This is a genomic window from Lentzea californiensis (assembly GCF_024648825.1).
Classification (GTDB): domain Bacteria; phylum Actinomycetota; class Actinomycetes; order Mycobacteriales; family Pseudonocardiaceae; genus Lentzea; species Lentzea californiensis.
On record NZ_JANBBE010000010.1, the window covers coordinates 262,266 to 286,890 of the forward strand.

24 protein-coding genes, 1 tRNA gene and 1 pseudogene are annotated in these 24,625 nt (G+C 68.5%); 14 read left to right on the top strand and 12 right to left on the bottom strand.

Going from position 1 to position 24,625, the window contains the following annotated elements; translation table 11 throughout:
- Positions 1-52 precede the first annotated feature (52 nt).
- Positions 53-249 (bottom strand): annotated as a pseudogene (locus LX88_RS44655) (phosphorothioated DNA-binding restriction endonuclease); the annotation flags it as partial.
- A gap of 145 nt (positions 250-394) precedes the next feature.
- On the opposite strand from LX88_RS44655, the gene LX88_RS31495 reads away from it, so the two are divergent.
- The 3 genes from LX88_RS31495 to LX88_RS31505 all read left to right on the top strand — a co-directional run bounded on the left by LX88_RS31495 (position 395) and on the right by LX88_RS31505 (position 3,390).
- A complete protein-coding gene (locus LX88_RS31495) occupies positions 395-991 on the top strand; it encodes a hypothetical protein (protein ID WP_258951400.1) in 597 nt (198 codons plus the stop codon).
- A gap of 33 nt (positions 992-1,024) precedes the next feature.
- The gene (locus LX88_RS31500) at positions 1,025-2,107 is read left to right on the top strand and encodes an integrase core domain-containing protein (RefSeq protein ID WP_258951401.1); all 1,083 of its coding nucleotides are present in this window, start codon (positions 1,025-1,027) and stop codon (positions 2,105-2,107) included.
- Between the two features lie 353 nt (positions 2,108-2,460).
- Complete coding sequence (locus LX88_RS31505) at positions 2,461-3,390, top strand: hypothetical protein (RefSeq protein ID WP_258951402.1); 930 nt, start codon at positions 2,461-2,463, stop codon at positions 3,388-3,390.
- Positions 3,391-3,561: 171 nt separating this feature from the next.
- On the opposite strand, the gene LX88_RS31510 is transcribed toward LX88_RS31505, so the two are convergent.
- Complete coding sequence (locus tag LX88_RS31510; RefSeq protein WP_258951403.1) at positions 3,562-4,077, bottom strand: site-specific integrase; 516 nt, start codon at positions 4,075-4,077, stop codon at positions 3,562-3,564.
- 528 nt (positions 4,078-4,605) lie between these two features.
- Positions 4,606-4,691 (bottom strand) — tRNA-Leu (locus tag LX88_RS31515).
- Between the two features lie 373 nt (positions 4,692-5,064).
- Between LX88_RS31515 and LX88_RS31520 the strand changes: the two genes are divergently transcribed.
- Positions 5,065-5,745 (top strand): prenyltransferase/squalene oxidase repeat-containing protein, encoded by a 681-nt coding sequence (locus LX88_RS31520; RefSeq protein ID WP_258951404.1) that lies wholly within the window; start codon positions 5,065-5,067, stop codon positions 5,743-5,745.
- Here LX88_RS31520 and LX88_RS31525 read toward each other — a convergent pair.
- The 4 genes from LX88_RS31525 to LX88_RS31540 are packed head-to-tail and all read right to left on the bottom strand — an operon-like array spanning position 5,742 to position 9,071.
- Positions 5,742-6,347, bottom strand: a complete 606-nt coding sequence (locus LX88_RS31525) for a response regulator transcription factor (protein ID WP_030475129.1) — start codon at positions 6,345-6,347, stop codon at positions 5,742-5,744. The two genes, LX88_RS31520 and LX88_RS31525, sit on opposite strands and share 4 nt — an antisense overlap.
- On the bottom strand, positions 6,344-7,510 hold the full coding sequence (locus tag LX88_RS31530; protein WP_258951405.1) for a sensor histidine kinase: 1,167 nt from the start codon (positions 7,508-7,510) through the stop codon (positions 6,344-6,346). The genes LX88_RS31525 and LX88_RS31530 overlap by 4 nt, the downstream gene beginning before the upstream one ends.
- Positions 7,483-8,190: an ABC transporter permease gene (locus LX88_RS31535; protein ID WP_258951406.1), complete on the bottom strand. Its 708-nt coding sequence runs from the start codon at positions 8,188-8,190 to the stop codon at positions 7,483-7,485. The genes LX88_RS31530 and LX88_RS31535 overlap by 28 nt, the downstream gene beginning before the upstream one ends.
- Positions 8,187-9,071, bottom strand: a complete 885-nt coding sequence (locus LX88_RS31540; RefSeq protein WP_258951407.1) for an ABC transporter ATP-binding protein — start codon at positions 9,069-9,071, stop codon at positions 8,187-8,189. Before LX88_RS31540 ends, LX88_RS31535 begins: the two co-directional genes overlap by 4 nt.
- A 126-nt stretch (positions 9,072-9,197) precedes the next feature.
- Here LX88_RS31540 and LX88_RS44435 point away from each other — a divergent pair, with 126 nt between their 5' ends.
- From LX88_RS44435 to LX88_RS31585, 9 genes are all read left to right on the top strand, one after another.
- Complete coding sequence (locus LX88_RS44435; protein WP_258951408.1) at positions 9,198-9,764, top strand: TetR/AcrR family transcriptional regulator; 567 nt, start codon at positions 9,198-9,200, stop codon at positions 9,762-9,764.
- Positions 9,761-10,429 carry a GAP family protein gene (locus LX88_RS31550; RefSeq protein WP_258951409.1) on the top strand — a complete coding sequence of 223 codons (669 nt, stop codon included), beginning with the start codon at positions 9,761-9,763 and terminating at the stop codon, positions 10,427-10,429. Before LX88_RS44435 ends, LX88_RS31550 begins: the two co-directional genes overlap by 4 nt.
- A gap of 58 nt (positions 10,430-10,487) precedes the next feature.
- Positions 10,488-11,645 (top strand): PucR family transcriptional regulator, encoded by a 1,158-nt coding sequence (locus tag LX88_RS31555; protein ID WP_258951410.1) that lies wholly within the window; start codon positions 10,488-10,490, stop codon positions 11,643-11,645.
- 144 nt (positions 11,646-11,789) lie between these two features.
- Positions 11,790-12,383, top strand: a complete 594-nt coding sequence (locus LX88_RS31560) for a DUF6801 domain-containing protein (RefSeq protein ID WP_258951411.1) — start codon at positions 11,790-11,792, stop codon at positions 12,381-12,383.
- 26 nt (positions 12,384-12,409) lie between these two features.
- Entirely contained in the window at positions 12,410-13,300 is an 891-nt protein-coding gene (locus LX88_RS31565; protein WP_258951412.1) for a glutaminase, read from the top strand.
- A 19-nt stretch (positions 13,301-13,319) separates the two neighbouring features.
- Complete coding sequence (locus tag LX88_RS31570) at positions 13,320-14,645, top strand: M20/M25/M40 family metallo-hydrolase (RefSeq protein WP_258951413.1); 1,326 nt, start codon at positions 13,320-13,322, stop codon at positions 14,643-14,645.
- Between the two features lie 10 nt (positions 14,646-14,655).
- Positions 14,656-15,444 (top strand): SDR family NAD(P)-dependent oxidoreductase, encoded by a 789-nt coding sequence (locus LX88_RS31575; RefSeq protein WP_258951414.1) that lies wholly within the window; start codon positions 14,656-14,658, stop codon positions 15,442-15,444.
- Between the two features lie 64 nt (positions 15,445-15,508).
- Entirely contained in the window at positions 15,509-16,342 is an 834-nt protein-coding gene (locus tag LX88_RS31580; RefSeq protein ID WP_258951415.1) for an alpha/beta fold hydrolase, read from the top strand.
- Positions 16,343-16,353: 11 nt separating this feature from the next.
- Complete coding sequence (locus tag LX88_RS31585; RefSeq protein WP_258951416.1) at positions 16,354-17,427, top strand: hypothetical protein; 1,074 nt, start codon at positions 16,354-16,356, stop codon at positions 17,425-17,427.
- A gap of 100 nt (positions 17,428-17,527) precedes the next feature.
- Here LX88_RS31585 and LX88_RS31590 read toward each other — a convergent pair whose 3' ends face one another.
- The 3 genes from LX88_RS31590 to LX88_RS31600 all read right to left on the bottom strand — a co-directional run bounded on the left by LX88_RS31590 (position 17,528) and on the right by LX88_RS31600 (position 22,566).
- On the bottom strand, positions 17,528-17,971 hold the full coding sequence (locus LX88_RS31590; RefSeq protein WP_258951417.1) for a hypothetical protein: 444 nt from the start codon (positions 17,969-17,971) through the stop codon (positions 17,528-17,530).
- A gap of 187 nt (positions 17,972-18,158) precedes the next feature.
- Entirely contained in the window at positions 18,159-21,797 is a 3,639-nt protein-coding gene (locus tag LX88_RS31595; protein WP_258951418.1) for an nSTAND1 domain-containing NTPase, read from the bottom strand.
- A 46-nt stretch (positions 21,798-21,843) separates the two neighbouring features.
- The gene (locus LX88_RS31600) at positions 21,844-22,566 is read right to left on the bottom strand and encodes a helix-turn-helix domain-containing protein (RefSeq protein WP_258951419.1); all 723 of its coding nucleotides are present in this window, start codon (positions 22,564-22,566) and stop codon (positions 21,844-21,846) included.
- A 232-nt stretch (positions 22,567-22,798) separates the two neighbouring features.
- Between LX88_RS31600 and LX88_RS31605 the strand changes: the two genes are divergently transcribed.
- Positions 22,799-23,731 carry an aldo/keto reductase gene (locus LX88_RS31605; protein WP_258951420.1) on the top strand — a complete coding sequence of 311 codons (933 nt, stop codon included), beginning with the start codon at positions 22,799-22,801 and terminating at the stop codon, positions 23,729-23,731.
- Here LX88_RS31605 and LX88_RS31610 read toward each other — a convergent pair.
- Together LX88_RS31610 and LX88_RS31615 are read right to left on the bottom strand one after the other, a co-directional pair.
- Positions 23,724-23,936 carry a DUF5703 family protein gene (locus tag LX88_RS31610; protein WP_258951421.1) on the bottom strand — a complete coding sequence of 71 codons (213 nt, stop codon included), beginning with the start codon at positions 23,934-23,936 and terminating at the stop codon, positions 23,724-23,726. The genes LX88_RS31605 and LX88_RS31610 overlap by 8 nt on opposite strands.
- Complete coding sequence (locus LX88_RS31615) at positions 23,933-24,565, bottom strand: YncE family protein (protein WP_258951422.1); 633 nt, start codon at positions 24,563-24,565, stop codon at positions 23,933-23,935. Before LX88_RS31615 ends, LX88_RS31610 begins: the two co-directional genes overlap by 4 nt.
- Positions 24,566-24,625: the final 60 nt, after the last annotated feature.

Sequence of the window (24,625 nt, forward strand, 5' to 3'; positions counted from 1 at the left end):
GCATGGCTCTGTCAGGTAGTCAGAGCGGGACTTTGAAGGCTTGGCGGGTGTGTCAGGTGATGTGGGCTGGTGCGGGTGGGGTGATGCCGGGTCCGGGGTCGAGTGGGCGTTCGTGTAGCTGGTAGACGGTTCGTCCGGTGGTGATGCGGCTGGTGAACCTGGCGGATACAGTGATGCGCAGGTCATGGTTCAGGCCGAGGAATCCGTGGTCGAACAGTTGTGATGCGGGGAGCGCAGGGCCAGGCCGGATGCGGAATGGCAGGCCGGTCGCAATCCGACCGATTCACGCTCGCGTCGGCGGTTCCGAGAACCTGTTCGTGCGCGAAGGTACGTTCATCAAGTTCAAGTGACTATCGGAAGGTGACGCTGCGGAAGCCTTGAGTCGTTCGTCGCCTTGACCATGAAAGCGGACACCGAGGATTATCGCCTGGTGTCCGAGGCGATCAAGTTTCCGGTCGTCCGCCAGACTGCCAAGACCTCGCGTGTCGAGTTGCAGACTCACGGTTTCGAGGTCGATCTGGTCGGTGCACGCCGGGACAGGCTGGTTCTCGCCACTGTGAAGTCTTTCTTCGGTTCACGCGGCGTCGTAGCCGAGCACGTGATGGGCAGCTCCCAGACTAAGCGCTTCAACTCGCTGTACACGCTGATCAACGATCCGGTGGTGCGGGACGCGGTCATGGACGGGGCAAGTCAGCGCTACGGATACCCGGTCGACCAGATCGAACTTCGGCTCTGCGTAGGCAAGTTCGCTGGCGGCAAGACGGCCGAGCACGAACGCCTCATACGAGAGTGGGCCGCAACGCAGATCGTCGGCGCAGGGCCGATCCGGGTCTTCGGTCTGCAGGACATCGCAGCCACCGCGCGTCGGGTTGCCTCGAATAAGACCTATCGCGACAACCCGGCGTTGGTGGCCATGAAGGTGATGGACGCGGCCGGGATGCTGATCCCGAACGAGCCTGTGGGGTGCCAGAACTCCGCACACACGCGTTGAGCTGCGGTGGTCGGGCACTGTGGTGCGGTCGGCATGATCGTGGGCGTGGCGCTGCGACTGCTGTACCTCGTCTTTGTCCAGCTGGGTAGCTGGCTGGTCCTGCTCGGCCGGTCCTCAGCGGCCAAGGACGTCGAGTTGCTGGTGTTGCGGCATGAGGTCGCGGTGTTGCGTCGAGGTCAGCGCCGTCCTCGGTTGGATTGGGCTGATCGTGCGGTGCTGGCCGCGTTGGCGCGGCGGTTACCGGTGTGGTTGCGGGAGCACCGGTTGGTATCTCCGGGCACCGTGCTGCGGTGGCATCGGCGCTTGGCCGCCAAGAAGTGGACCTACCCGAACCGGTCTGGTCGACCGCGGGTCGATGAGACCGTGGTGGCGTTGATCGGGCGGATGGCGCGGGAGAACACGGGCTGGGGTTACCGGCGTATCCAAGGTGAGCTGCTCAAGCTCGGCCACCGGACGGCCGCGTCGACTGTTCGTCGCGTGCTCAAGCGGCTTCGGATTCCGCCTTCGCCTACTCGAGACTCCGACACGTCGTGGCGTCGGTTCCTGCGTGCTCAGGCGGAGACCATGCTGGCGTGCGACTTCTTCCACGTCGACTGCGTCTTCACGTTGAAGCGGGTGTACGTGTTCTTTGTGATGGAAGTCGGCACCCGCTACGTCCACATCCTCGGCACCACCACCAACCCAGACGGCCCGTGGACCACACAGCAGGCTCGCAACTTCCTCATGGAGCTGGACGATTGGGCCAGCGAGTTTCGTTTCCTGATTCGTGACAGGGCCGGCCAGTTCACGGCGTCGTTCGATTCCGTTCTCGCTGACGCCGGCATCGACGTTGTGAAGATCCCACCGCAATGTCCGCGGGCCAACTGCTACGCGGAACGGTTTGTCGGCACCGTTAGACGCGAGCTCACGGATCGGCTGCTGATCATCAACGAGCGGCACCTGAAGTCAGTGCTGAACCGCTACGTCTTCCACTACAACCACCGGCGACCACACCGAGCGCTACACCACTCTGCCCCACGACCCGATCACCAGACCGGAGACCCAGACTGTAGATCCGTACGTCGACGGCGAGTGGTCGGTGGCTTGATCAACGAGTACGAACCTGCAGCAGCTTGATCCGCAGGTCAGACACGTTGAGCCATGTTTTGGCACCCCACACGAGCCGCAGGACTGTCCACTCCGAACGAGATGACAGTGCGGTACTCACCTGCAGCACTAGCAGGTAGTGATGTGAACGTGAGCATGCTAACGACCGCAGCAACAAGTGCTGCGTATGAACGCTTGCGCATTTCCCCCTCTTAAAAAGAGGGCTGCACACCTCCCCAGGGTGCAGCGGCGCGGTCGTGCTGCCAGTAGCCAGCGAGCAGCGGCAATAGGCGGGATGGATGGCTGGATGTGATGCAGGCCAAGCGTGGAGTCACTCGCAGTAGAGTCCTCGTTGGTACACCTGTGTCGGCAAACGGGAGTTCGTGCACATCAGTTGGGTCACCGCGCTGCCAATAGCCTCGGCCGTCATCGCACTTGGTTCGATGCTGTTCTCTTTTCGATCGAGTCAGATCGCGAGAAACTCGCTCAAGTTGACACAGAGATCTGCTCAAGCGGCTTACGAGATGTCGAGAGCAGATCCGAGACCTGCTGCGAGCATGTATATAGATGAGGTCGAGTACCGCCAAAGTGATGCTGTCGAATTCGAGCCTGAATCCGAGCTGAATGAAAGTCCGATCGACAAACTTTTAAAAGGGGCCAGGCGGTACGGGCTTCGGCAGCTGGAGGGCCTCACGGAGGACGGTGACTTCGAGGTGGTTGTTCGTGGACGAATCGTTAACAACGTCTCCCACGAGTTATTGCTTACCTCGTACTACAACGCGCCATGGTTTGGAGATCATGGCACGACAACGTTAGACATGCAGGGAATTGACCACGTGTTGAGCCCTGGGTTAACTGTGCACTTCGAGTATGTCCTCCGTCGACCAAAGCGTGTCTGGGTGAGGATTAATAAGTGGTTGACGCGGCGGCAATACATGGAGTGTGAGACGGCGGGATTGGTTGTTAGTCGCAGTTATAAAGTGCAGGCGGCTATTGACCTAGCGATCGACTACGTTCTCCGGCTTGGGCATAACCGCATGATCGAACGCTGTGGCTTCACGTTTGTCTGCGAGCCGCGCTTCGCTGAACGTGTGGCGACAGTGTGGAGACTGCAGGTTCGCTTGAGTCCCGTCGAGCTGGTCGAAGGCGCTCAAGGTGAGGAGCCGAGGTACATCGGGCGGGTCGGGCTGCTGGGTGGGCCATTTGATGACGAGGTCATCTACTATCGTGGTGAGCTTGACGGTACGCTGGCGAGGTTGGAGCCGCCTAAGTATCCCCACGGCGTAGCGGATCGCCCGGGTCGAGAGCAGTGACGAAAGCTCGATATCTCGTATGGGGTTCTCTGTAGAAGTGGACTTAGATTCATTGCGCAGACGTTGGGCTGCAGTCGTGGGACATGTAAACTCGGGAATTAAGACGAGGTCTCCCTCGCGCCCGCATCTTGACTCCTGCCTCAGCCAGCCGGCTACGTACTGTCGCATCGCTTACGCCGAAGTGCTTAGCGATCCGCTGTGACGACCATCCCGGCTCGTAGAGCTCCAACGAGTACGTACCCGCGGCGGCCTAATGCGCAGGTCAGACCGCCAGGCCCAGTTTTGGCACCCCACAGGGTTGGAGCGTTCGTCGATGAGTTCGTCGTTGACGGCGTGCCGGTAGAGGCAGCGCAGTGCGGCGATGAGCTGTTCGGCTGCGGAGTTGCCGTTGCGGGTGTTGCGTCGGACGGTCAGGTTGGCCTTGATGCGCTGGACGAGCCGCTGGATGTCGGTGGGGGTGCGGTCGCTGAGCGAGATGTCGGCCCACTGGTCGAGCACGCGGTTCCAGTACGGGGTGTAGGCGCGGCGGGTGCCGTCACTGACCGCAGCGGCCACGACTGGGATGTATTCGCCGAACGTTGGTGCCAGCGGTTTGACGGAGTTGAGCAGGTCCTCGGCTGTGACACCCATGCGGTCGAGGACCAGGCGTGCGGCGTCGAGTTCGGCTTGCGTCGGTGCGCCGGTCATGCGTCCTCACCACCTGGCAGGACGCGCAGCAGGAGGCCGTCCAGTGCGACGGGTGGAAACACCGTCACGGTATGGCGGTCGAGGTGTGTCAGAAGGAGCACCCCGTCGCCGCAGCTCACGGCCGCGGCGCGGCGGGCGTCTGCTGGTAGGCGGAGGTAGCCCTGCTTGGTGGGCTGGAAGACGCCGTGCGGGTCGGCGGTGATGACCAGCAGGCCGTCGTGCTCGCGGATGTTCAGCCTCGTGCCCGCGTTCCAGTCCAGCGCGGCCGCGCTGGTCCACGGTGGCCATCCGGTACAGGACGTTCGTCAGCCTGGGCGGCCGGGACGCGGGGACAGCGATCAGGGGGAGAGGCTGAGCAATGGCGCGGGTCAAGGCGTCGGACGCCTTTTCCGGCGTCGTGTCCGGGACGATCGGGCGGATGTAGGAAATCGTCATCGAACGCCACCTGCGGGTGGCACGGAAACGCAAAACAGGTGCTCAAGTGGACTTGAGCACCTGCCACGTAGACGTCGCAAATTTGCGACATTTTGGTGTCCGAGGGGGGACTTGAACCCCCACCCCCTTTCGGGGACTAGCACCTCAAGCTAGCGCGTCTGCCATTCCGCCACCCGGACGTATTCAGTTGAGCCCCGGCTCGCGCCGTGGTGTGTGCATAGGTTACATGATCGTCAGCGCGCGCCAAAATCGGGGGGACTGGGGTGTGTCTGTGCTGGTTGGCGGGTTGCGGGCTAGGGTCCTTGTGTGGTTGAGGTTACTGGGTGGTTGCTTGACTTCGACCCTGCGTTGCGGTGGCAGGTCGAGCGGGATCTGGTGGGGGCGCCTGAGGCTGTTTGGCGTGCTACTCGGGCTCGGGTTGGGCGTGAGGGCTTTGGGGCTCGGTTGGTCGGGCTTCAGGGTGTTGATGGGATGTGGGGTGGTGGAGCCTTCTTTCCAGCTGGGTTCGACAGGAAGGAGGAGGGGCAGCCTTGGACGGCTACTACCTGGTCGTTGACCTCGTTGCGGGAGTGGGGGCTTGAGCCGGCGGTGCTTGAGGGGACCGTTGAGTTGCTTGCGGCTGGGTGTCGGTGGGAGTACGAAGGGCTGCCCTACTGGGGTGGTGAGGTGGACTGCTGCATCAACTCCTGGACCTTGGCCAACGGGGTGTGGCTTGGGGCGCCGGTTGAGGGGATTGCCGAGTGGTTCGTCGAGCACCAGCTCGAGGACGGTGGGTGGAACTGCGAGTGGGTTGAGGGGTCGGTTCGGTCTTCGTGCCACTCGACGCTCAACTCGTTGAAAGGGTTGCTGGCTCACGAGGTTGCCACTGGCGGGACTGTCGGGTCTCGGGCTGCTCGGGTGCGTGGGGGCGAGTACCTGTTGGAGCGGGCGCTTTGCAGGCGGTTGTCGACCGGGGAGGTTGTGGGGGAGTGGGCCTTTGAGTTCCGGTCGCCGTTTCGGTGGGGGTACAGCGTGCTCAACGCGTTGGACTACTTCCGGGCCGCCGGGGTGAAGGAACCTCGGATGGCTGAGGCCGTTGAGGTGGTTCGGTCTGCTCGGCAGGACGACGGGACCTGGTTGCAGGGTGGGCGGCATCCTGGGCGCGTTTGGTTTGAGATCGACGTTGAGAAGGGGTTGCCGTCTAAGTGGCTCACCTTCTACGCGATGAGGGTTCTTCGGTGGTGGGAGGGTTAGATCCAGCCCTTTGCCCTGGCGAAGCGGGCTGCTTCGTGACGGTTCGAGGCGCCGGTTTTGCCCACGGCTGAGGAGAGGTAGTTGCGGACCGTGCCTGGGGAGAGGGAGGCGCGGCGGGCTATTTCCTCGATGGGGGCGCCTTCCAGTGCTAGTTCCAGAACGTCTGCTTCTCGTGGGGTTAGCGGGCTGTCGCCTGCGCTGATGGCCTCGGCGGCCAGGGCCGGGTCCACGTAGCGGCCTCCTGTGTGGACGGTCCTGACCACCGTGGCCAGGACGTCCGAGGAGACGGTCTTGGGCAGGAAGCCTCGTACTCCTGCTGCTAGCGCGCGTTTCAGGTGGCCTGGGCGACCGTGGCTGGTGACGATCATGGTGGAGCACGTCGGCAGTTCGAGGGCCAGGGACTGGGCTACCGCTACGCCGTCGAGGTCTGGCATCTGCAGGTCGATCACGGCCACGTCCGGGCGGACCACTCGGGCGGTGGCTATGGCTTCGGCGCCGGTTGCGGCTTGGGCTACTACCTCGAGGTCGTCCTCCAGCGACAACAAGGCTGCCATGGCGCCTCGGATCAGGTGCTCGTCGTCGGCCAGGAGGATGCGGATCACGGGAGCTCCACGGTGAGGACGAAGCGGTTGGGGGCTTCCGGGGTCGCGGTCACTGAGCCGCCGAGGGCCGCTACGCGTTCGTGCAGGCCCGTCAGGCCGCTGCCGAAGCGGAACGGGTCTGGCGGGACGCCGTCGTTCGTCATCGTGAGGACCTTGCCGCGCAACGTGATCGTGCACGTCTTGGCCTCGCTGTGGCGCAGGACGTTGGTCACGCCCTCGCGGACCGCCCAGCCCAGGGCGCCGGCCGGTTCGCCGTCGAACGTCACGTCGCCTATCACCCGGCAGTCGATGCCGGCGGAGGCCAGGAGTGAGCGGGCGCCCGCGAGTTCCACGGAGAGGTCGGCGGTGCGGTAGCCGCTGACCACGGCGCGGAGCTCGTCCAGGGAGTCCTGGGCGATCTGGCGGACCTCGAGCATCTCGTCCACCGCCGACGAGGAACGGCCGCGGCGGGCCAGTTGGGCTGCCAGGTCGGCCTTCAGCGCTACGGCCGAGAGGTTTCGGCCCACCACGTCGTGCAGATCGCGGGCGAAGCGGAGGCGTTCCTCGGCCACGGCCAGGTTCGCGCGGACCTCGCGGGAGCGGTCGAGCTCCCAGACGATCGCGAGCATCCAGAGGGTCGAGCGGAACGCGGCCACCAGGAACTGCAGCATGAGGCTGATGAACAGGGCGTGGCCCGGTGGGGCGGTGAGCAGCATCCAGACGCCGCCCGCCGCGGCCGCCAGCACGACGTAGCGCGGGCGGAGCACGGCGGACAGGGTCGTGATCGCCAGGACCAGGAAGATCACCGAGATGCCGTCGCCCGGGCTGTCGGACTTGCCGGGCAACGGATCCGGGTAGGTCAGCGCTCCGGCGGCCAGGACCGCGCAGGTGGCGACCAGGAAGGTCGTCAGCAGGGTGCGCGGGAACGGGCCGCGGCCGAGGTGGTGCTCGATGCCGAGGTGGACCAGGCGGCAGCTCAGGGCCACGTACGTCACCACCACCGCGGTGAGCACGACCATTGCGGCGGTGCTGATCTCCGGGGCCAGGCTGGTGAGCAGCAACGGTGGCAGGAACACGTAACTGAGGTAGAACGTGTAGCGGACGAACAGGTCGAACCGCGCCGCGCTGCCACGCGACCGCCACCAGCCGAGCAAGCTCACCTCCGCGGATCCCACCTGAACCACCGCTGCACAGCGTAGGTCCCCAGGACGATCCACACCGCCAGGACGATCAACGGCTTCAGCACGGGTCCGTCGACCCACCCGGCGCGCAGCAGTTCGAGCACCGGCGTCAGCGGCAGGTACTCCAGCACCGAGGCGAGTACTTCGGGCAGCACCGAGAGCGGGAAGATCAGGCCGGAGCCCAACATGCACGCCATCAGCACCGGCAACGACGTCACCTGCGCCATCTCCACGGTCCGGGTGAACGCCGAGGACGCCGCCGCGAGGAGCACGAACACCGCGACGCCGCCGAGCACACCGAGCAGCAGGAACCACGGCCGCGTCGGCAGCGCCACGCCGGTGATCACCCCGACGACCACGGTGTAGAGCACCATCTGCCCCAGGGCGACCACGACGGACGGCAGGGCGGCGCCGGCCAGGATCTCCGGATCGGTCAGCTCGCCGACGCGCAGCCGCTTGAGCACCAGCTCCTCACGCCGCGCGACGAACGTGGTCACCAGGTTGTAGTACACCGCCATCAGCAGCGCGAACCCGATCAACCCGACGACCAGCGGCACGCCGTCAGCGTCCACCGAGTACAGCACCGGCGCCAGCAACAACGGCAGCAGCAACGAGTTGAACAGCGCGGTCCGGTTGCGCCAGAACAACTTCAGCTCGGCCTGTCCCACAGCCACGGCCTTCATGCCGCCTCCTCCGCGATCGCCAGGAACGCCTCTTCGAGCGACGCCGACCGGGCGTCCAAACCGGACAGTTCGACGTTGTTGTGCTGAGCCCACACGAGGAGCCCGTGCAGGGTGGACTGCAGTTCGTTGGTCCGCACGGTCACGCGCCCCGACGACTCCACTTCGGCGACGACGGGCAGCGCGATCCCCTCCGGCGGCACGAACGAGATGCGCGACGGGTACGCGTCCACGACCTCGGACACCGTGCCCTGCGCCACGATCCGGCCGCGGTGCATGATCGCCAGCCGGTCGGCCAGCGCCTGCGCCTCCTCCAGGTAGTGCGTGGTCAGCAGCACGGTCACGCCCTCGCGCAACAGGGCGCGGATGAGCTCCCACGTGTTGCGCCGGCTCTCCGGGTCGAGTCCGGTGGTCGGCTCGTCGAGGAACAGCACCTCCGGCTTGCCCAGCAACGCCAGGGCCAGGTCCAGCCGCCGCCGCTCACCGCCGGACAGCTGCTTCACCCGCACCGCCGCCCGGTGGGCCAGGTCGACGAGGGACAACGCCTCGTCGACGGGCCGCGGCGACGTCAGCGTCCCCGCCCACATCCGCGCCGCCTCGCTCACGGTCAGGTCGGGCGGGAAGCCGCCCTCCTGCAGCATCACGCCCATCCGCGGCCGGACGAGCTTGCGTTCCGCGAACGGGTCGTGGCCCAGCACGCGCACGGACCCCTCGGCCGGGCGTGAGAGCCCTTCCACCACCTCTACCGTCGAGGTCTTCCCGGCACCGTTCGTGCCGAGGAGAGCGAACATCTCGCCTCGCTCCACATCAAACGACACGCCCCGCACAGCTTCGAAACCTCCGCTGTACCGGCGAGTCAGCCCCCGCACCTCGATCGCTGTCATGCCTCAACGATCTCGGGAGGAACGGTGCACCGGCAGTGCTGCCACACACCAGTTCCCCATGACAGATGTCATGGCTTGTGCGCCGCTGACTTGCCGTGATCAGATCAAGGTCGTAATCTTACGACTGTGCCAAAACGCGCGGATCCCGTCGAACGGCGTCAGCAGGTGGTGGCCGCCCTCTACCGGGTGGTCGACGCCGAAGGGCTGGACGCGGCGAGCCTCCCCAGGATCGCCAGGGAGCTGGGCGCCACCACGGGCCTGCTGCAGAAGTACTTCCGCAGCAAGGACGAGCTGCTGCTGTTCGCGCAGGACCAGCTCACCGAGGAGCTCACGACGAGCGTGACGACGGTCCTCGAGCAGGAGGGGAGCCACGAGGAACGGCTGCACGAGGCGTTGTGTGCCATCGCGCTCGTGGGCGATCCGGCCCGCGCACGTGTGTGGCTTGCGTTCACTGCTCGTGCGGCCGCGAATCCTGTGCTGCTCCAACGGCACGTCGAGGGCGCACGTGTGATCAGAGACCTGTGCCGGCACGTGCTGGAGGCGGCGGGCCTGGACGGCGGGGAGGCCGTCGGGCTCGCGGCACTGGTCGACGGGGTGACGGTGCAACGGGCGCTGGAGCCCGAAGTGATGACAGGGGAGGTGGCGGCACGCGTGATCGGCCGTCAGCTCGAACGACTGTGGGGGAGAACATGACGCTGGGACTGGTGGCGGCGCTGGCGGGGCTGGCGCTGCTCGACTCGACGAGCATCGGGACGCTGTTCATCCCGATCTGGCTGATGCTCACGCCGGGGCGGCTGAGGGTGAGCAGGTTCGCCGTCTACCTCGGCACGATCACGGTCTTCTACTTCGTGGTCGGTGTTCTGATCGTGCTGGGGGCGTCGCAGGTGGTCGGCCACCTCGACGGACCGGTCGCGCTGTGGATCCAGCTGGTGATCGGCGTCTTCCTGTTCGTGATCAGCTTCCGGTTCGACGGCAAGAAGAAGCCGGACACCGGCAAGTGGCAGAACCGGATCAACGCCAACGGGTCGGCGGCCGCGCTGGCGGGAGTGGCGGTGCTGGCGGGCGTCGTCGAACTCGCGACGATGCTGCCGTACCTCGGCGCGATCGGGATGATGAGCACCGCGGACCTCGACGCGGGGCAGATCGGGCTGCTGCTCGCCGCGTACTGCCTGGTCATGATCCTGCCGGCCCTCCTGCTGCTCGGCGCCAGGCTGGCCGTGCGGGAGAGGATCGAGCCGTTCCTCACGAGGATCAGCACGTGGTTCGCGGAGAAGGGGGCGAGCACGACGGGCTGGATCCTCGGCATCGCCGGGTTCCTGGTCGCCCGTGATGCTGTCGCTCGGCTGTTCTTCGTGTGAACCGGTTGGCCCGGTTGGCTGAACGACCCGGTTCCGTTTTCCTCCTACACTCGCCAGGATGACTGGGCTGGACGATCCGCGCAGATCGGTCCCGCGGGAGCTGGCGCCGTTGCTCCGAATGGAAGTCGCGCCCGTCTCGGTGAGTATTTTCGAGGCGATCGAGAAATCGATTCCGGAATACAGCACGTTCCGCGACAACGTGGTCGACGGAATTCGGCAGGCGTTGGTGAAGTTCGTCGACCGCATCGCCGCGCCGGATTCCGAACCCGATCCGCACGACGACATCCACCGCAAGCTCGGCGCGTGGGAGTTCAAGTCCGGGCGCAGCCTCGACAGCCTGCAGGCCGCCTACCGGATCGGCGCGCGGGTGGCGTGGCGGCACGTCTGCGGGTTCGCCGAACGGCGCGAGCTGTCGCTGCGGCTCATGTCGGTGCTGGGCGAGGCGATGTTCGCCCACGTCGACGAGCTGGTGAGCCTGTCGGTCGAGGGGTACGCGGCCGCGCAGGCGAGTGCGGCCGGCACGCTGGAACGCAAGCGGCGCAAGCTGATGGAGCTGCTCGTCGCCGACTCCGCCGGCAACTGGCAGGCGGTGCTGGACGCGGCGCGGGCGGCGGCCTGGCCGATGCCGGACCGGCTGGTGGCGGTGGCGCTCGAGCCGTCCGCCGCGCCCGCCGACGACCTGCCGGCCGACGTGCTGGTCAACTTCGAGGACACCACGCCGTACCTGCTGGTGCCGAACCCCGCCGCGGTGACGCGCTGGCTGCGCAGGGCACTGCCGGGATGGCGGGCGGCGGTCGGTCTGCCCGTGGCTCCTCAGGACGTGCGCAGGTCGCTGGCCTGCGCACGCCGGGTCCTCGCCCTGTCCAGGGAGGAGGTGCTGCCAGACCGGCCGGTTCTCGACTGCGCCGACCACATCGTCGAACTGACCGTGCTCGCGGACGAGTTCCTGGCCCGGCAGCTCGCCGAACGGGCGCTGGCGCCGCTAGCCCCGCTCACCGACCTGCAACGCACCAAGCTCGCCGAGACGCTGCTGGTGTGGCTGTCGGCGCGGGGCGGGGCGCCCGAGGTCGCCGCCCGGCTGAAGGTGCACCCGCAGACCGTGCGCTACCGCGTCAACCAGTTGGACGAACTGTTCGGCGACCGGATGCACGACGCCGAAGAGCGGTTCAACCTCGAACTTGCACTGCGCGCGCACTATTTGTTGCTGCGCGACTGACAAACAACGGGAAGCCATTTCGTACGCAGGTGACAAAAGTCGGTTTTCGCTTGCCTTGCCGAATCAAAGCTGGCTACTTTACTGGCGAGTAAAGCAACACCGCCTTCTTGCAGTTCAATGACGTACTTCAGGAGGTCCCTGCAGATGAAGACCGGACTTTTCACGCGCGCAGCCGCAGTTCTGATGGTTGCCGGAGCGCTGAGCGTGGCGACGGCCGGCACGAGTTCCGCCGCGACCGCCGAGCTGAGCCTCACCTACTCGTGCCAGTTCTCGGTCGCGGGCACGCACGACGTGCCGACCGTGGTCAGCTCACCGAACCTGCCGGACTCGGCCGCCGTCGGGGTGCCGACCGAGCCGGCGTCGGCGACGGTGACGTCCACCGTGTCCGACGACGTCCGCAACACGCTGTGGTGGATCGGCGGCCGTTCCGTCGACGGCACGCTCACCACGAACATCGCCGTGGACAACGCCGGCAGCGTCCAGAACCTGTCGTCGACGCTGACCATCCCGAACACGCCGGTTCCCTCGTCCGGCACGTTCCAGGTCGTCGCCAGCGGCACCCTGCCCGCGCTGACGCTGGCCAACGCCGGCACGACGTCGATCAACCTCGGCAACGCGGACCTGGCGCTGACGCCGCGCTACGACAACGGCGAGCCGACCTGGATCGGCGTCGTCCACGTCCCCTGCACCGTCGTCGCGGGCCAGCCCACCAAGTTCTACGAGTTCACGGTGGCGTAGAGCTCGTCCCGTGATGGGATGAGCGCATGGAGCTGCAGCAGCTGGTGGACCAGATCGCCTCAGAGGTCACGCCAGGTGGTGCCGTAGCCGACTACATCCCGGCACTGGCCAGGATCGACCCGCACGCCTTCGGCCTCGCCGTCGCCACCCTGGACGGCGAGGTCTTCGGCGCGGGGCAGTACGACAGGCCGTTCTCGATCCAGAGCATCTCCAAGGCGTTCATGCTGGCTCTGGCCCTCGCCGAGAACGACGACGTGTGGACCCGCGTCGGCCGCGAGCCGTCCGGGTCGCCGTTCAACTCGCTGGTCCAGCTGGAGACCGAGCAGGGCATCCCGCGCAACCCGTTCATCAACGCGGGCGCGGTCGTCGTCACCGACCACCTGGGCCTCGGCGCCGCGGACCGGCTGCTCGAGTTCCTGCGGCAGGAAAGCGGCAACCCGGCGCTGGACGTCGATCCCGAGGTCGCCAAGTCCGAGCTGGACCACAGCGATCGCAATCGCGCGCTCGCGCACTTCATGGCCTCCTACGGCAACATGCGCAACCCTGTCGACGTGGTGCTGCACGAGTACGTGCGGCAGTGTTCGATTGCGATGAGCTGCGCTGATCTTGCCCGCGCCACCCTCTTCCTCGCCCGCCACGGCGTCCGCAACGACGGCACGCGGCTGCTCGGCGTCAGCGGCGCCAAGCGCGTCAACGCCGTGATGCTCACGTGCGGCACCTACGACGCCGCCGGCCAGTTCGCCTATCGCGTCGGCCTGCCCGGCAAGAGCGGCGTCGGCGGCGGGATCATCGCCGTCGTCCCCGGGAAGTGCGCGATCTGCGTCTGGAGTCCAGCATTGGACGCACGCGGCAACTCCGTCGCGGGTCTCGACGCGCTGGACCGTTTCACCACTCTCACGGGCTGGTCCGTGTTCTGACTGGTGGTAGGAAGACGGGGTGAGCACAACGGGGAACGCACTGGCACTGGCGGAGGACGAGGTCGTCACCCTCGTCAGTGAGCTGATCAGGATCGACACGACGAACACGGGTGATCCCGCGACGGTCGTGGGCGAGCGCAAGGCCGCCGAGTGGGTGGCCGAGAAGCTGTCCGAGGTCGGCTACGAGACGACCTACGTGGAGTCGGGGGCCAAGGGCCGCGGCAACGTCGTCGCGCGCCTCCAGGGCGCCGACCCCAGCCGTGGCGCGCTTCTCGTGCACGGCCACCTCGACGTGGTGCCCGCCGACGCCTCCGAGTGGTCGGTGCACCCGTTCTCCGGCGCCGTGCAGGACGGGTACGTGTGGGGCCGCGGCGCGGTCGACATGAAGGACATGGTCGGCATGACGCTGGCCCTGGCCCGGCACTTCAAGCGCGAGAACGTCGTGCCGCCGCGCGACATCGTGTTCGCGTTCCTGGCCGACGAGGAGGCGGGCGGCCTCTACGGCGCGAAGTGGCTGGTGGAGAACCGGCCCGAGCTGTTCGAGGGCGTCACCGAGGCGATCAGCGAGGTCGGCGGCTTCTCGATCACCCTCAAGGACGACGTCCGCGCGTACCTCGTCGAGACCGCGGAGAAGGGCATCCGCTGGCTCAAGCTGCGCGTCAAGGGCACCGCCGGGCACGGCAGCATGATCCACCGCGACAACGCCGTGGCGAAGCTCGCCGCCGCCGTCACCAAGCTCGACCAGCACCAGTGGCCGCTGATCATCCGCCCGTCCGTGCGGGAGTTCCTCGACGGCGTCACCGAGATCACCGGCCTCGAGTTCCCCGACGATGACGTCGAGGGCTCGATCGGCAAGCTCGGCGCGCTGTCGCGGATGATCGGCGCGACGCTGCGCGACACGGCGAACCCGACGATGCTCTCCGCCGGGTACAAGGCGAACGTCATCCCGTCGACCGCCGAGGCCACTGTGGACTGCCGCATCCTGCCGGGCCGAGAGGAGGCGTTCGACCGCGAGCTCGCCGAGCTCCTCGGCCCGGACGTCGAACGCGAGTGGGTCGGCCTGCCGCCGGTCGAGACGACGTTCGACGGCGCACTGGTCGACGCGATGACGGCGTCGATCATCGCTGAGGACCCCGGCGCCCGCGTGCTGCCGTACATGCTCTCCGGCGGCACGGACGCCAAGTCGTTCCAGACGCTCGGCATCCGCAACTTCGGCTTCGCGCCGCTGAAGCTGCCCGCCGACCTCGACTTCTCCGGGCTCTTCCACGGCGTGGACGAGCGCGTGCCGGTGGACGCCCTGAAGTTCGGCGTCCGGGTCCTCGACCGATTCCTGCGCAACAGCTGAGGAGACCGCCGTGTCCACTGTGGACTTGACTGGACGGGTCGCGCTGGTCACGGGCGGCGCGGGAGGGATCGGCTCCGCCGTGGCGCGGCGGCTCGCGAAGCTCGGGGCCCAGGTCGCGGTGCTCGACCTCGACGCCGTCGGCGCACACCGGGTCGCGTCCTCGGTGGGCGGGATCGCCATCGCCGGTGACGTCAGCGATCCCGCGACCATGCCCGCCGCCGTGGCGCAGGTGGAGAGGGAGCTCGGACGCCTCGACGTCGTGCACCTCAACGCCGGCATCGGCGGCGGCCAGGCCGGTGTGGACGACGCGCTGGACGTCGCCCGCTACCGCAAGCTGGTCGGCGTCAACGTCGACCACGTCGTGTACGGGCTCTGCGCGGCCGTGCCGGCGTTGCGGCGGCAGGGCGGCGGGAAGGTCGTGATCACGGCATCGCTGGCGGGGATCACCGCGATGCCGTCCGATCCGCTGTACACGCTGACCAAGCACGCGGTCGTCGGGTACGCGCGGGCCGCGGGCAAGGCGTTGGCAGGCGACAACATCACGGTCTCCGCGCTGTGCCCCGGGTTCGTCGACACGTTGCTGCTGGGCGGGGCGAAGGAGGAGTTCGCCGCGGCCGGGTTCCCGTTGCTGACGCCCTCGGACGTCGCGGAGGCCGTGCAGTCGGTGCTGGCCGACGGCGGGCCGGGGGAGGCGTGGATCATCCAGCCCGGCGGCAGGGCGACGGCCTACGACTTCCGCGGTGTGCCGGGTGTCGGTGGCGGGCAGTTGCCGCCTCCTGTGGTGCTCGGCCGCGTTTAGGGCGTGTCCTTTCGCCGTGTCGTCTCGTTAGGACGAACAGACGACACGGCGAAAGGAACTCCGCATGGTGCGGCTGGAAGACGGAACCGAGCTCAACGTGCTGCGCGCGGGCGACCCCGATTCACCGGTGACGGTCGTGCTCGCGCACGGCTACGCCCTCGACCACCGCACCTGGCACAAGGTCGTGGAGCAACTGAGCCCCGAGTTCCAGGTCATCGCCTACGACCACCGCGGCCACGGCGGGTCGGGCGGCGCGTCCAAGGAGACGGCCACGATCGACCAGCTCGGCGAGGACCTGGGCGAGCTGATCGAACGCGCGGTGCCGCAGGGCCAGGTCGTGATCGCCGGGCACTCGATGGGCGGCATGGCGGCACTCGCGATGGCCGAACGCAGGCCGCGGCTGTTCCGGCAACGGGTGCTGGGCAACGTGTTCGTGTCCACGGCGGCGAGCGGCATGTCCGAGACGTCGCTGGCGTGGCCCAAGGCCGTCGGGAAGCTCGTGCGGGAACTGGAACGGGCGTTCGGGCCGATCGTGCGCGCGGTGCGGGAGAAGATCGAGCCGGCCAAGACTGCGGGGCTGCGCTGGTGGCTGTTCGGCGACGAGCCGTCGGACGAGGACGTCGACCTGACCGCGGACGTGGTGTGGGGGCACTGGCCGGAGACGATCGCGCTGTTCCGGCCCGCCGTGGACCGCTACGACCGCGAGGCCGGGCTGATGGTGGCCAAGGAGAAGGCCGTCGTCGCCGTCGTGGGGGACGAGGACCGTCTGGTGCCGGAGTCGGACGCGGTGAAGTTCGGCGGAACGTCGGTGATCTTGTCGGACGCGGGTCATATGCTTCCCCTTGAGCGGCCGGCCGAACTCGCGAACCTGATCCGGGAGGTCGCCGCCAAGGCATAGCTGGGGGGCTGGTGCTGCACCACCTGGAACCGCGGACCGACGTGCCCGCGAAGGACGACTGGTCCACCCGCCTCGCGCTCGTCGACGTCCGCGTCTCCACGCGGCACCGCGTGGAGACGCTCAGCGCCGCCATGACGTTCGCCGCCACCTTCTTCCTGCCGGACTCGCCGGGCAACACGGCCGCGCGAGTCGTGATGGGAGTGGTGGCGGCGATGTCGCTGGCCGGCTGGCTGCCGAACCGAGGTGTCCGGCGCGCGCTGCGGCGTGGGCTGTTCGACGAACCGTGGCGGCGCGCCTCGGCGGTGGTCGCCGAGAAGCAGGAGATCGACCCGGTCGACCGGCTGCTGTTCGACGGGCTGGTGCTCAGGGGCGCGTTCGACGACCTGCCTGAAGTGGTGCTGGAACGGCAGGAGGTCTTCGTCCTCGGGCCGGACGCGGAGGGCCGGGCGCTGGTGAGGGCCGCGGGCTCGACGTCGATGTACCTGGCGTCGACCGAGGAAGGGGAGTACCAGCCTGCCGAACGCGTGGAGCGTGTGCTCGGCCGTCCCGCGGGCGAGAAGCGGATCTATGGCGGGATCGGCCTGATGCGCGGGCTCAGGCACATGCTGTGGGTGTTCCCGCTGCTGACGCTCGTGACCGTGACGGCGCTGACCGCGCTGAGCCTGTCCCCGCTCGCGCCGGCCGGACTGGTCGCGTCCGCGCTGCTGGTCCCCGGGCTGTTCTTCTTCCCGTCTCGATCGAGTGGTTCCGCCAGGACCGGGACAACGCCAGGGCCGTGGCCGGTGCCCAGGAGTGGACCCCGGTGCCGGTCAGGCTGTTCCCCTGGCAGCGCGGGCACCACGTCGCCGGGATCGCGGAGCTGCCCGGCGGCGGTGCGGTTCCCGAGGCCGAACGCAGACCTGGTCGCGAACGTCGCCGGCGCCGGTGTCATGTGGGTCGCGGGCACACACGAGGGCCGGCTCACCGTGGGTCTTCCCGGCCACGGCGGGCTGATGACCGCGGTCGTGCGGCCGATGGGGACGAGCGACCCGATGTCGTGGTGGCGGAGGGCCTGGCAGTACGACTTCAGCGCGTTGCCGCGCTGACCGGGGAGGGCGGTGCCGGGCGATCACCGGTCGTGCCCGCGGTCGCTGGATCGGGGCACCCCGGAGGAGGACCCGATCCAGCGGTTCGACCAGCCTGGCTTCAGCGGCCTGCCGCGCTGGAGCGGCGGCGTCCGGGCGGGCGGCCGAAGAGCCGCACGTGCTCGTCGACCAGCCAGTCCTTCAGCGGCGACCACTCCGGGTGGTGGTTGAGGACCAGCAGCCGGTGCATCCACCAGTTCGGGTCGTCGTGACGGGGGAACGCGGCGAGCCACGCGGCCCGTTCGTCCACCGTGAGGCCCCAGAGGTGGTGCAACTGGCCCTCTGCGTCCGTGTCGAGCTGGGCGGTGATGCGGCCGCCCTCCGTCTGCCATTCCGCGCGCAGTTCGCGCAGCACGGCGATCGCGCGTTCGTCACCCTCCTCGGCGGTGACGACGACTGTGTGCAGGCCCTGGGCCGCGGCTTGCGCGAGCAGGGCACGGGCGGACGTTTCGTCGTGCGGCAGTGCGCTGTGAGCGACCCCGACTTCGTGCGGCACGAGCTCCATGACCCAGAATCTGATCACATCTACAACCAGTTCGGCGAATTTTATTGCTTCAGTGTTGACTAAAGGGTCACCTTCAGCCGGTTCGCCGCTCCCCGTTGCACGAACGTTGTTGTACGACGCCCGGACATCGACACCACACAACGTTTTCGCACTACAAAGACGGCGAGAGGAAAGGTGAGGGTGTTGTTCAGCAGAGAGCCCTCGGCTCCACGCCGGGGAAGTATTGCTCCCAATGACGAGTGGACAGGTGCGCCGTCGTAGTGGCGCACACGCGGGCTGCGGTCGCCTCGACGTCGATGTCCCAGACTCGGATGGTGCGATCCGTACCGGTGGTCGTGAGGGTGCGGTTGTCCGGGGAGAAGGCCACGCCCCAGACCCGTTCCGTGTGACCGTGCAGCACTGCCCGCACCTGGGGGTTGCGGGGATCGCTCACGTCCCACACGCGAATCACGTCGTCGGTCGTGCCGGCGGCCACAAGGGTGCCGTCGGGGGAGAAGGCGAGGCGTTGCAGCGGCCCGCCGTCGTTGGGCAGTGAACTGAGCCTGCGCGGCTGTGCGGGATCGCTGATGTCGTACAGCGCGCCGCTGCTGCCCATGTTCGCGAACGCCATGACGTCGCCGTGGATGACGACGCTCATGACCTCCTCGCGCCCGGCCTGCCCGCCGCGGCGGATGGGGTCGGGGTTGTCGTCGGTGCGCAGCACGGGGTGGGCGCGGGGCTTGGCGGGGTCGCCGACGTCCCACAGCTGGAGTTCGCGGCTGCCGTTGGCGATGACGAGCGTGCGGTCGTCCTGGGAGAACTCGATCTCCCACACGGTGTCGGCCTTGTGCGCGGCGAAACTGCCCATCTTCACCGGCGTGGCCGGGTCGGTGATGTTCCAGAGCCCGATCGTGCCGCCCTCCTCGGAGACGGCGAGGGTCTTGCCGTCGTGGCTGAAGGCGGCGGCGACCAGTGGCCCGCCCGCGGTGACCGCCCTGCTGAGTTCACGAGGCCTGGACGGATCACTCACGTCCCACAGCGCGCTGGCGGCGTAGGACGAGCCGAACACGATCTTGCCGCCGGGGTGGACGACCGCGGTGGCCCCCTGGTCGCCGGCGGAGAGCTTCGGCAGGGCCGAGAGCTGTTCGACGTGCCGGTCCTCCTGCCGCCACAGCTTGATCTCCCCGTCCGAGGAGGACGTGGTGAAGAACGTGCCGTCCTCGGCGTACGAGAGCTTCCACGCCGTCCAGTCGTGCCGGGGATGGCTGAGGTTGGCCACGTCGAGCACGCGGACCTCGGAGTCGGTGGTGGCGGTGACCATCTGCTTCGAGTCGGAGCTGAACGCGACGGACCAGACGGTGTCGGTGTGGCCGGCCAGCGTCGCGGCGGGGCGGACGTCACGGGGGTCGGAGACGTCGAAGATCCGGGTGGACTTGTCCCCGCCGCCGGTGGCGAGGAACTTCCCGTCGGGGGAGAAGGCCAGCGTGTGGATGGAGAACTGGTGCCCGGTGGCGGCGTCGAGCAGCACGGGGTTGCGGGGGTCCTTGGCGTCCCACACCCGCACGTCGCCACTGTCGGCGCCGGTGGCGAGCAGGTCGCCGGGGGAGAAGGCGATGGCGTCGGAGGAGAAGTTGGTGGGGGAGGTGGCGATGGTGGCGAGGGGCGCGCCGGTCGCGAGGTCCCAGAGCTTCGCGGTGCCGTCCCAGGACGAGGACGCGATCGTCGTGCCGGACTTGTTGATGGAGATGCCGTGCACGTTGTCGTTGTGGGCCTGGATGGTGCGCACGAGCGTGGCGGGGCCGGAGATGTCCCAGACCCGGATGGTCTTGTCCTTGCCGCCGCTGACGAGCGTGGTGCCGTCCGGCGTGAACTGGACCGCCTGCACCTGGCCGTCGTGGCCGGTGATGCGCGCCCTCTCGACGGGCTTGCGCGGGTCGGTGAGGTCGACCAGGCGGATGAGGCCGTCCCATCCCGCGGTGGCGAGGGTCCGGCCGTCGGGGCTGAACGCCATGCCGTGAATCGCGTCGTCACCGGCATGCGTGCGGCTGAGTTCGGTGGGGTGGTGGTGGTCGGCCATGTCCCAGACGATCAGCTGCTTGTCGTCGCCCGCCGTGGCCATGAGCTTGTCGTCCGGGCTGAACAGCGCGAACGACGTCGCGTCGGTGTGCCCCCTGGCGATGGCGACCTGGGGCCCGGCGAACGTGCTGAGCAGGCTGTCGCGGGCGGCGGGCAGGCCCGTCAGGCGGTAGGCGGCGAGGCGGAGCTGGCTCGCGAGGCCGGGGTCGCGGTCCTGCAGGCCGTTGGCCTCGGCGATGGCCTTCTGGGCGAGCGCGATGGTGCGTTGCTCGGTGGTCTGGCGTTGTGCCCGTACGGCGAACACGGTCGCGGTAGTGGCCACGAGCAGCAGTACGGCGAGCAACGCGACCACGCGGCGAAGGTTGGTGGTGCGGCGCTTCTCCGTGGCCAGTTCGTGTTCGGCCGCGGCCTTGCTGGCGTCGAGGAACGACTTCTCCGCGGCGTTGAGCGCGTCGGGTTCGCGCTGGACCCAGTCGGTGGCCTGGGTGAGCGACGCCCCTCGGTACAGCGAACCGTCGTCGCGGCCGTGCGACTCCCAGTCCGCGGCGGCGGCGGTGAGCCGGCGGTGCACGCGCAGGTCCTCGCGCGCCTCGGCGAGCCAGTCCTTGAGGCGCGGCCAGCTGCGGATGACGGCTTCGTGGCTGATCTCCACGCTGTCGTCGTCGACGGTGAGGATGCGTGCGTCGGCGAGGTGCTCGACGACGTCGTCGGCCGCGAGCTCGGACCGTTTGACGTGGCGTTTGGTGTCCTCGGTGCCCTGACCGGGGGTGATCAGGCGCAGGAAGACCTGACGGGCCTGGACCCGCTGCCGCTCGTCGAGGCCGGTGTAGGCGTTCTCGGCGGTGTTGGCGATGGCACGGGCGATGCCGCCGCTCTCGTGGTAGCTGGAGAGCGTGAGGGTGTTGCCGCGCTTGCGCCGCCAGGTCTCGAGCAGCGCGTGGCTGACGTGGGGGAGCACGCCCGGTTCGCCGGTGGCGTCGGCGATGAGGCGGGCGACGAGTCCGGTCTCGAGCGCGCAGCCGACCTCGACGGCGGGCTGGGTGATGGCCTTGCGCAGTTCGTCGGTGCTCATCGGGCCGACCAGGACCTGGGCGTTCTCGACGGCGCCGACGAGGTCGGGGTAGCGGGCGCAGTGGCCGTAGAAGTCGGCGCGCATGCCGATGACGGTCTGGCCGGCGCGGCGGGTGAGGGCGGCGATGAACCCGTCGCGGTGGGGGAGCGCGAAGATCTCCTCGAACTGGTCGACCACCAGCAGGCCCTCGACGTCCGGCAGCGTCTCGTGGGTGCTCGGGGTGATCAGCTCGCCCTGCGCGCGGGCCAGCAGACCGGCCCTGAGCAGCGAGGACTTGCCCGAGCCTGAGGCGCCGACGACGAGCACCGCGTCGTGGTGCTCGAGCTTGCCCAGCAGCTTGCCGACGAGCCGTTCCCGCCCGAAGAAGCGGTCGGCGTCGTGCTCGGTGAACGCCTTGAGGCCGACGTAGGGGGAGTCGCCCTCAGTGTGCCGCGGGTCGGCCTCGCCGATCTCGCGCCAGCGTTGTTCCCACATCTCCTCGTCGCCGCCGCAGGCGCGGACGAACGCGAGCGACACGGCGAGGCTGGGCAGCCTCTGGCCGCGGGCGGCGTCGGCGAGGGTGCTGGCGGAGTAGTGGCTGAGCCTGCCGAGCTCGCGGTAGCCGGGGGAGCCGGCCTTCTCGCGGAGCTTGCGCAGGTCGAACGCGAACTGTTCAACAGGCCCGGCGAACGGGTCGAGCGGTTTTTCCGGGCGGGGCATGACGGCAATTCTTCCATCCGTCCACGTTCCGACTATCTCTATCGCTTCAGTGTTGACTAAAATAAATCGTCAACCGGTGCTCGCCTTCGCCGGCCAGATAAAGCGTCTCGAACGCCAGGAGGTGAGAGCCCCAGCGCTCGGTACCGATGGCCGGAGGCAGGGACGACGCGGCGTCGTAGCGGTCCGCAAAGGCGGCGCCGACGGTGACCGAGAGTTCCAACGCGAGCGCGGCTGCGGCGTGATCGCCCAGGTCAGCGGCCGCGCGCAGGGTGGCGGCGCGGTCGCTCACGACCCGGTCCCAGTCGGGGTAGTGGGCCTTGGCCTGCGGGCTGAAGGCGAAGCGGACGAGGTTGCGTTCGTCGTCCAGACCGGAGATCTCGCGGAACCGCGCGGTGCTCGCGAGGACGTCACCGGAGGGGGAGAGCACGGCGGCCGCGGCGGGTTCGAGGGTGTCCAACATCGCCCTGATCGTGGGGCGCAGCGGCGGAGGCGGGGGAGGGGAGCAGGCGGTGCCGGCCTTGATCAGGCGGTACAGGTGGACGCGCTCGTCCGCGGTCATGGTCAGGGCGTCCGCGAGGGCGGACAGGACCTGGCCGGAGGGGGAGCGGTCGGTGCCGCGCTCCAGGCGCGTGAGGTACTCGACGCTGATGCCGGCGCGGTCGGCGAGCTCGCCGCGGCGCAGGCCGGGGGTGCGGCGGCGCCCGGTGGCCGGGGGAGTGGTGGCTTCACGGCGGGCGCGCAGGAAGCGGCCCAGTGCGTTGTCGGCCATGATCGGCGAGTTTAGTGGTGTGGCCCGGAACGTCGGCTGGGCAATTCACGCTCAGCAGGACACCTCACGACACCGCCCCCACACCCCCGTACGTCCAGTACGAGGACGTGGGGGCGGTGTCGCGATGCGCCCGTCTGACCGCGAATTCGCCCGGCAACGTTCCGGGCCACACCACCAGAGGGGCCCTGAGCCGGTCTCCCTCGGTTCGCCGCCGGCGGTGATGCTGTGGATCATGAGATATCGACTGTTCGGCCGGACCGGCCTGCGCGTCTCGGAGTTGTTGCTGGGCACGATGACGCTGCGTTCGAAGGACCTCGCGCGGCGGGTGGTCGGCACGTACGCCGACGCCGGTGGGAACTTCCTCGACACGGCTTCGGCCTACGGCGAGAGCGAGGAGGTCCTGGGCGCGGTGCTGACGAGGCGGGACCGGTTCGTGCTGGCGACGAAGTACGCGCTGTCGCGGGACGCGGCGGATCCGAACGCGGGCGGGAACCACCGCAAGAACCTGGTGCTGTCGCTGGAGCAGTCGTTGCGGCGGTTGCGGACGGACTACGTGGACGTGCTGTGGGTGCACCTGTGGGACCGGCACACGCCGGTCGAGGAGACGATGCGGGCGCTCGACGACGTGGTGCGGGCGGGGAAGGTGCTCTACGTCGGGGTGTCGGACGCGCCGGCGTGGTTCGTGGCGCGGGCGAACGCGCTGGCGGAGTGGCGGGACTGGACGGCGTTCGCGGGGCTGCAGGTGCCGTACAACCTGCTGAAGCGCGATGTGGAGCGGGAACTGCTGCCGATGGCGTCGGCGCTGGGGCTGACGGTGGCGGCGTGGGCGCCGCTGGCCGCGGGGAGGCTCTCCGGCGGCACGCAGCGGTCCGGCCCTCTGTCCGAGCGGGAGGAGGGTGTGGCGCGCGCCGTGCGGGTGGTCGCGGAGGAGCTCGGCGCGACGCGGGCTCAGGTGGCGCTGGCGTGGGTGCGCGCGTCCGGGGCGCTGCCGCTGGTAGGCGCGCGGACTCCTGAGCAGGTGCTGGATTGTGCGGGCGAGGTCGTGCTGCCGCCGGAAGCGGTCGCGCGCCTGGAGGCGGCGGCCCCGTTCGAGCGGGGCTTTCCGGCGGACTTCATCGCCGAGTGCGAGCCTGCCGCGTTCGGCGACGGGCTGGTGCTCAGATGATGAGGCCTGGCACCAGGGCGGGCTGGCGCTTGCGGCGGAGCCAGATCTTGCGGGAGCCGTCGCCGTAGAGCAGCGTTCTGGAGAGTTCCCAGCCCGCGAACTCGGCCTGGATGGCCAGCTGCGTGGTCGCGGTGCGGCGGGAGATGCCGGGCGGCAGACGCAGCGGCTGGTATTCCCAGTCCCCGTCGATCACCCCTTCGGTCATGGTGAGATCACCTGTACCCCTCCGTTGTCGCCGGACGTGACGGTGACGCGTCCGGATTCCTGGTCGACGCTGACGGTGTTGGGCTGACGCACGGTGGGGAACCGGTGCTTCTCGGCGGGTTCTCCAGCGGCGACGTCGAGTCCCACGACCTCGTTGCGCTCGGTGAGCGTGATCCACGCGATGTCGCGCTTGGCGTCGTAGGCGATGCCGTAGGGCGTGCCGGGCATCGGGTAGCGCTGACGCATGATCAGCGGGTTGATCGAGAACGCGATGAACTCGCCGCCGCGGGTGTCGACGACGAGCAGGCGTCCGAAGCGGTCGGGGACGCCGTTGGTGGCGCCGTCGCCCGCGCGCAGCCCGGCCCCCCTGGTCTCGGCGCCCTTGTCGTCGGTGGTCATCTCGAAGACCGCGCTGCGCAGCCGGTCGAGCTCGACGTTGCGGCCGTTGACCTGGAACTTCAGCGTGGTGCCGCCCTCTTGGAACGTGCCGCCGGGGGAGATGGCACCGGGCGGCGTGCCGGTCTGGGCGGGGGAGCGGGCCGGCTTGGCCGCCTCGAGGACTTCGGCGACCTGCAGCGGATCCTGCGACCCCTCGCTCTGGCCGCACGCTGTCAGAGCGGCGGTGGTCAAGATCAGAGCAGCGAGCCGGCGCAAGATCGGTTCCTCCGTAGAAACGTCGTGGTCTTCCAG

Excerpts from the sequence above, each read along its gene's own strand:
- LX88_RS31500 (WP_258951401.1), top strand. The coding sequence starts at position 1,025 with ATGATCGTGGGCGTGGCGCTGCGACTGCTGTACCTCGTCTTTGTCCAG.
- LX88_RS31510 (WP_258951403.1), bottom strand. The coding sequence starts at position 4,077 with ATGACCGGCGCACCGACGCAAGCCGAACTCGACGCCGCACGCCTGGTC.
- LX88_RS31535 (WP_258951406.1), bottom strand. The coding sequence starts at position 8,190 with ATGAAGGCCGTGGCTGTGGGACAGGCCGAGCTGAAGTTGTTCTGGCGC.
- LX88_RS31540 (WP_258951407.1), bottom strand. The coding sequence starts at position 9,071 with ATGACAGCGATCGAGGTGCGGGGGCTGACTCGCCGGTACAGCGGAGGT.
- LX88_RS31550 (WP_258951409.1), top strand. The coding sequence starts at position 9,761 with ATGACGCTGGGACTGGTGGCGGCGCTGGCGGGGCTGGCGCTGCTCGAC.
- LX88_RS31555 (WP_258951410.1), top strand. The coding sequence starts at position 10,488 with ATGACTGGGCTGGACGATCCGCGCAGATCGGTCCCGCGGGAGCTGGCG.
- LX88_RS31560 (WP_258951411.1), top strand. The coding sequence starts at position 11,790 with ATGAAGACCGGACTTTTCACGCGCGCAGCCGCAGTTCTGATGGTTGCC.
- LX88_RS31565 (WP_258951412.1), top strand. The coding sequence starts at position 12,410 with ATGGAGCTGCAGCAGCTGGTGGACCAGATCGCCTCAGAGGTCACGCCA.
- LX88_RS31580 (WP_258951415.1), top strand. The coding sequence starts at position 15,509 with ATGGTGCGGCTGGAAGACGGAACCGAGCTCAACGTGCTGCGCGCGGGC.
- LX88_RS31590 (WP_258951417.1), bottom strand. The coding sequence starts at position 17,971 with ATGGAGCTCGTGCCGCACGAAGTCGGGGTCGCTCACAGCGCACTGCCG.
- LX88_RS31595 (WP_258951418.1), bottom strand. The coding sequence starts at position 21,797 with ATGCCCCGCCCGGAAAAACCGCTCGACCCGTTCGCCGGGCCTGTTGAA.
- LX88_RS31600 (WP_258951419.1), bottom strand. The coding sequence starts at position 22,566 with ATGGCCGACAACGCACTGGGCCGCTTCCTGCGCGCCCGCCGTGAAGCC.
- LX88_RS31605 (WP_258951420.1), top strand. The coding sequence starts at position 22,799 with ATGAGATATCGACTGTTCGGCCGGACCGGCCTGCGCGTCTCGGAGTTG.
- LX88_RS31610 (WP_258951421.1), bottom strand. The coding sequence starts at position 23,936 with ATGACCGAAGGGGTGATCGACGGGGACTGGGAATACCAGCCGCTGCGT.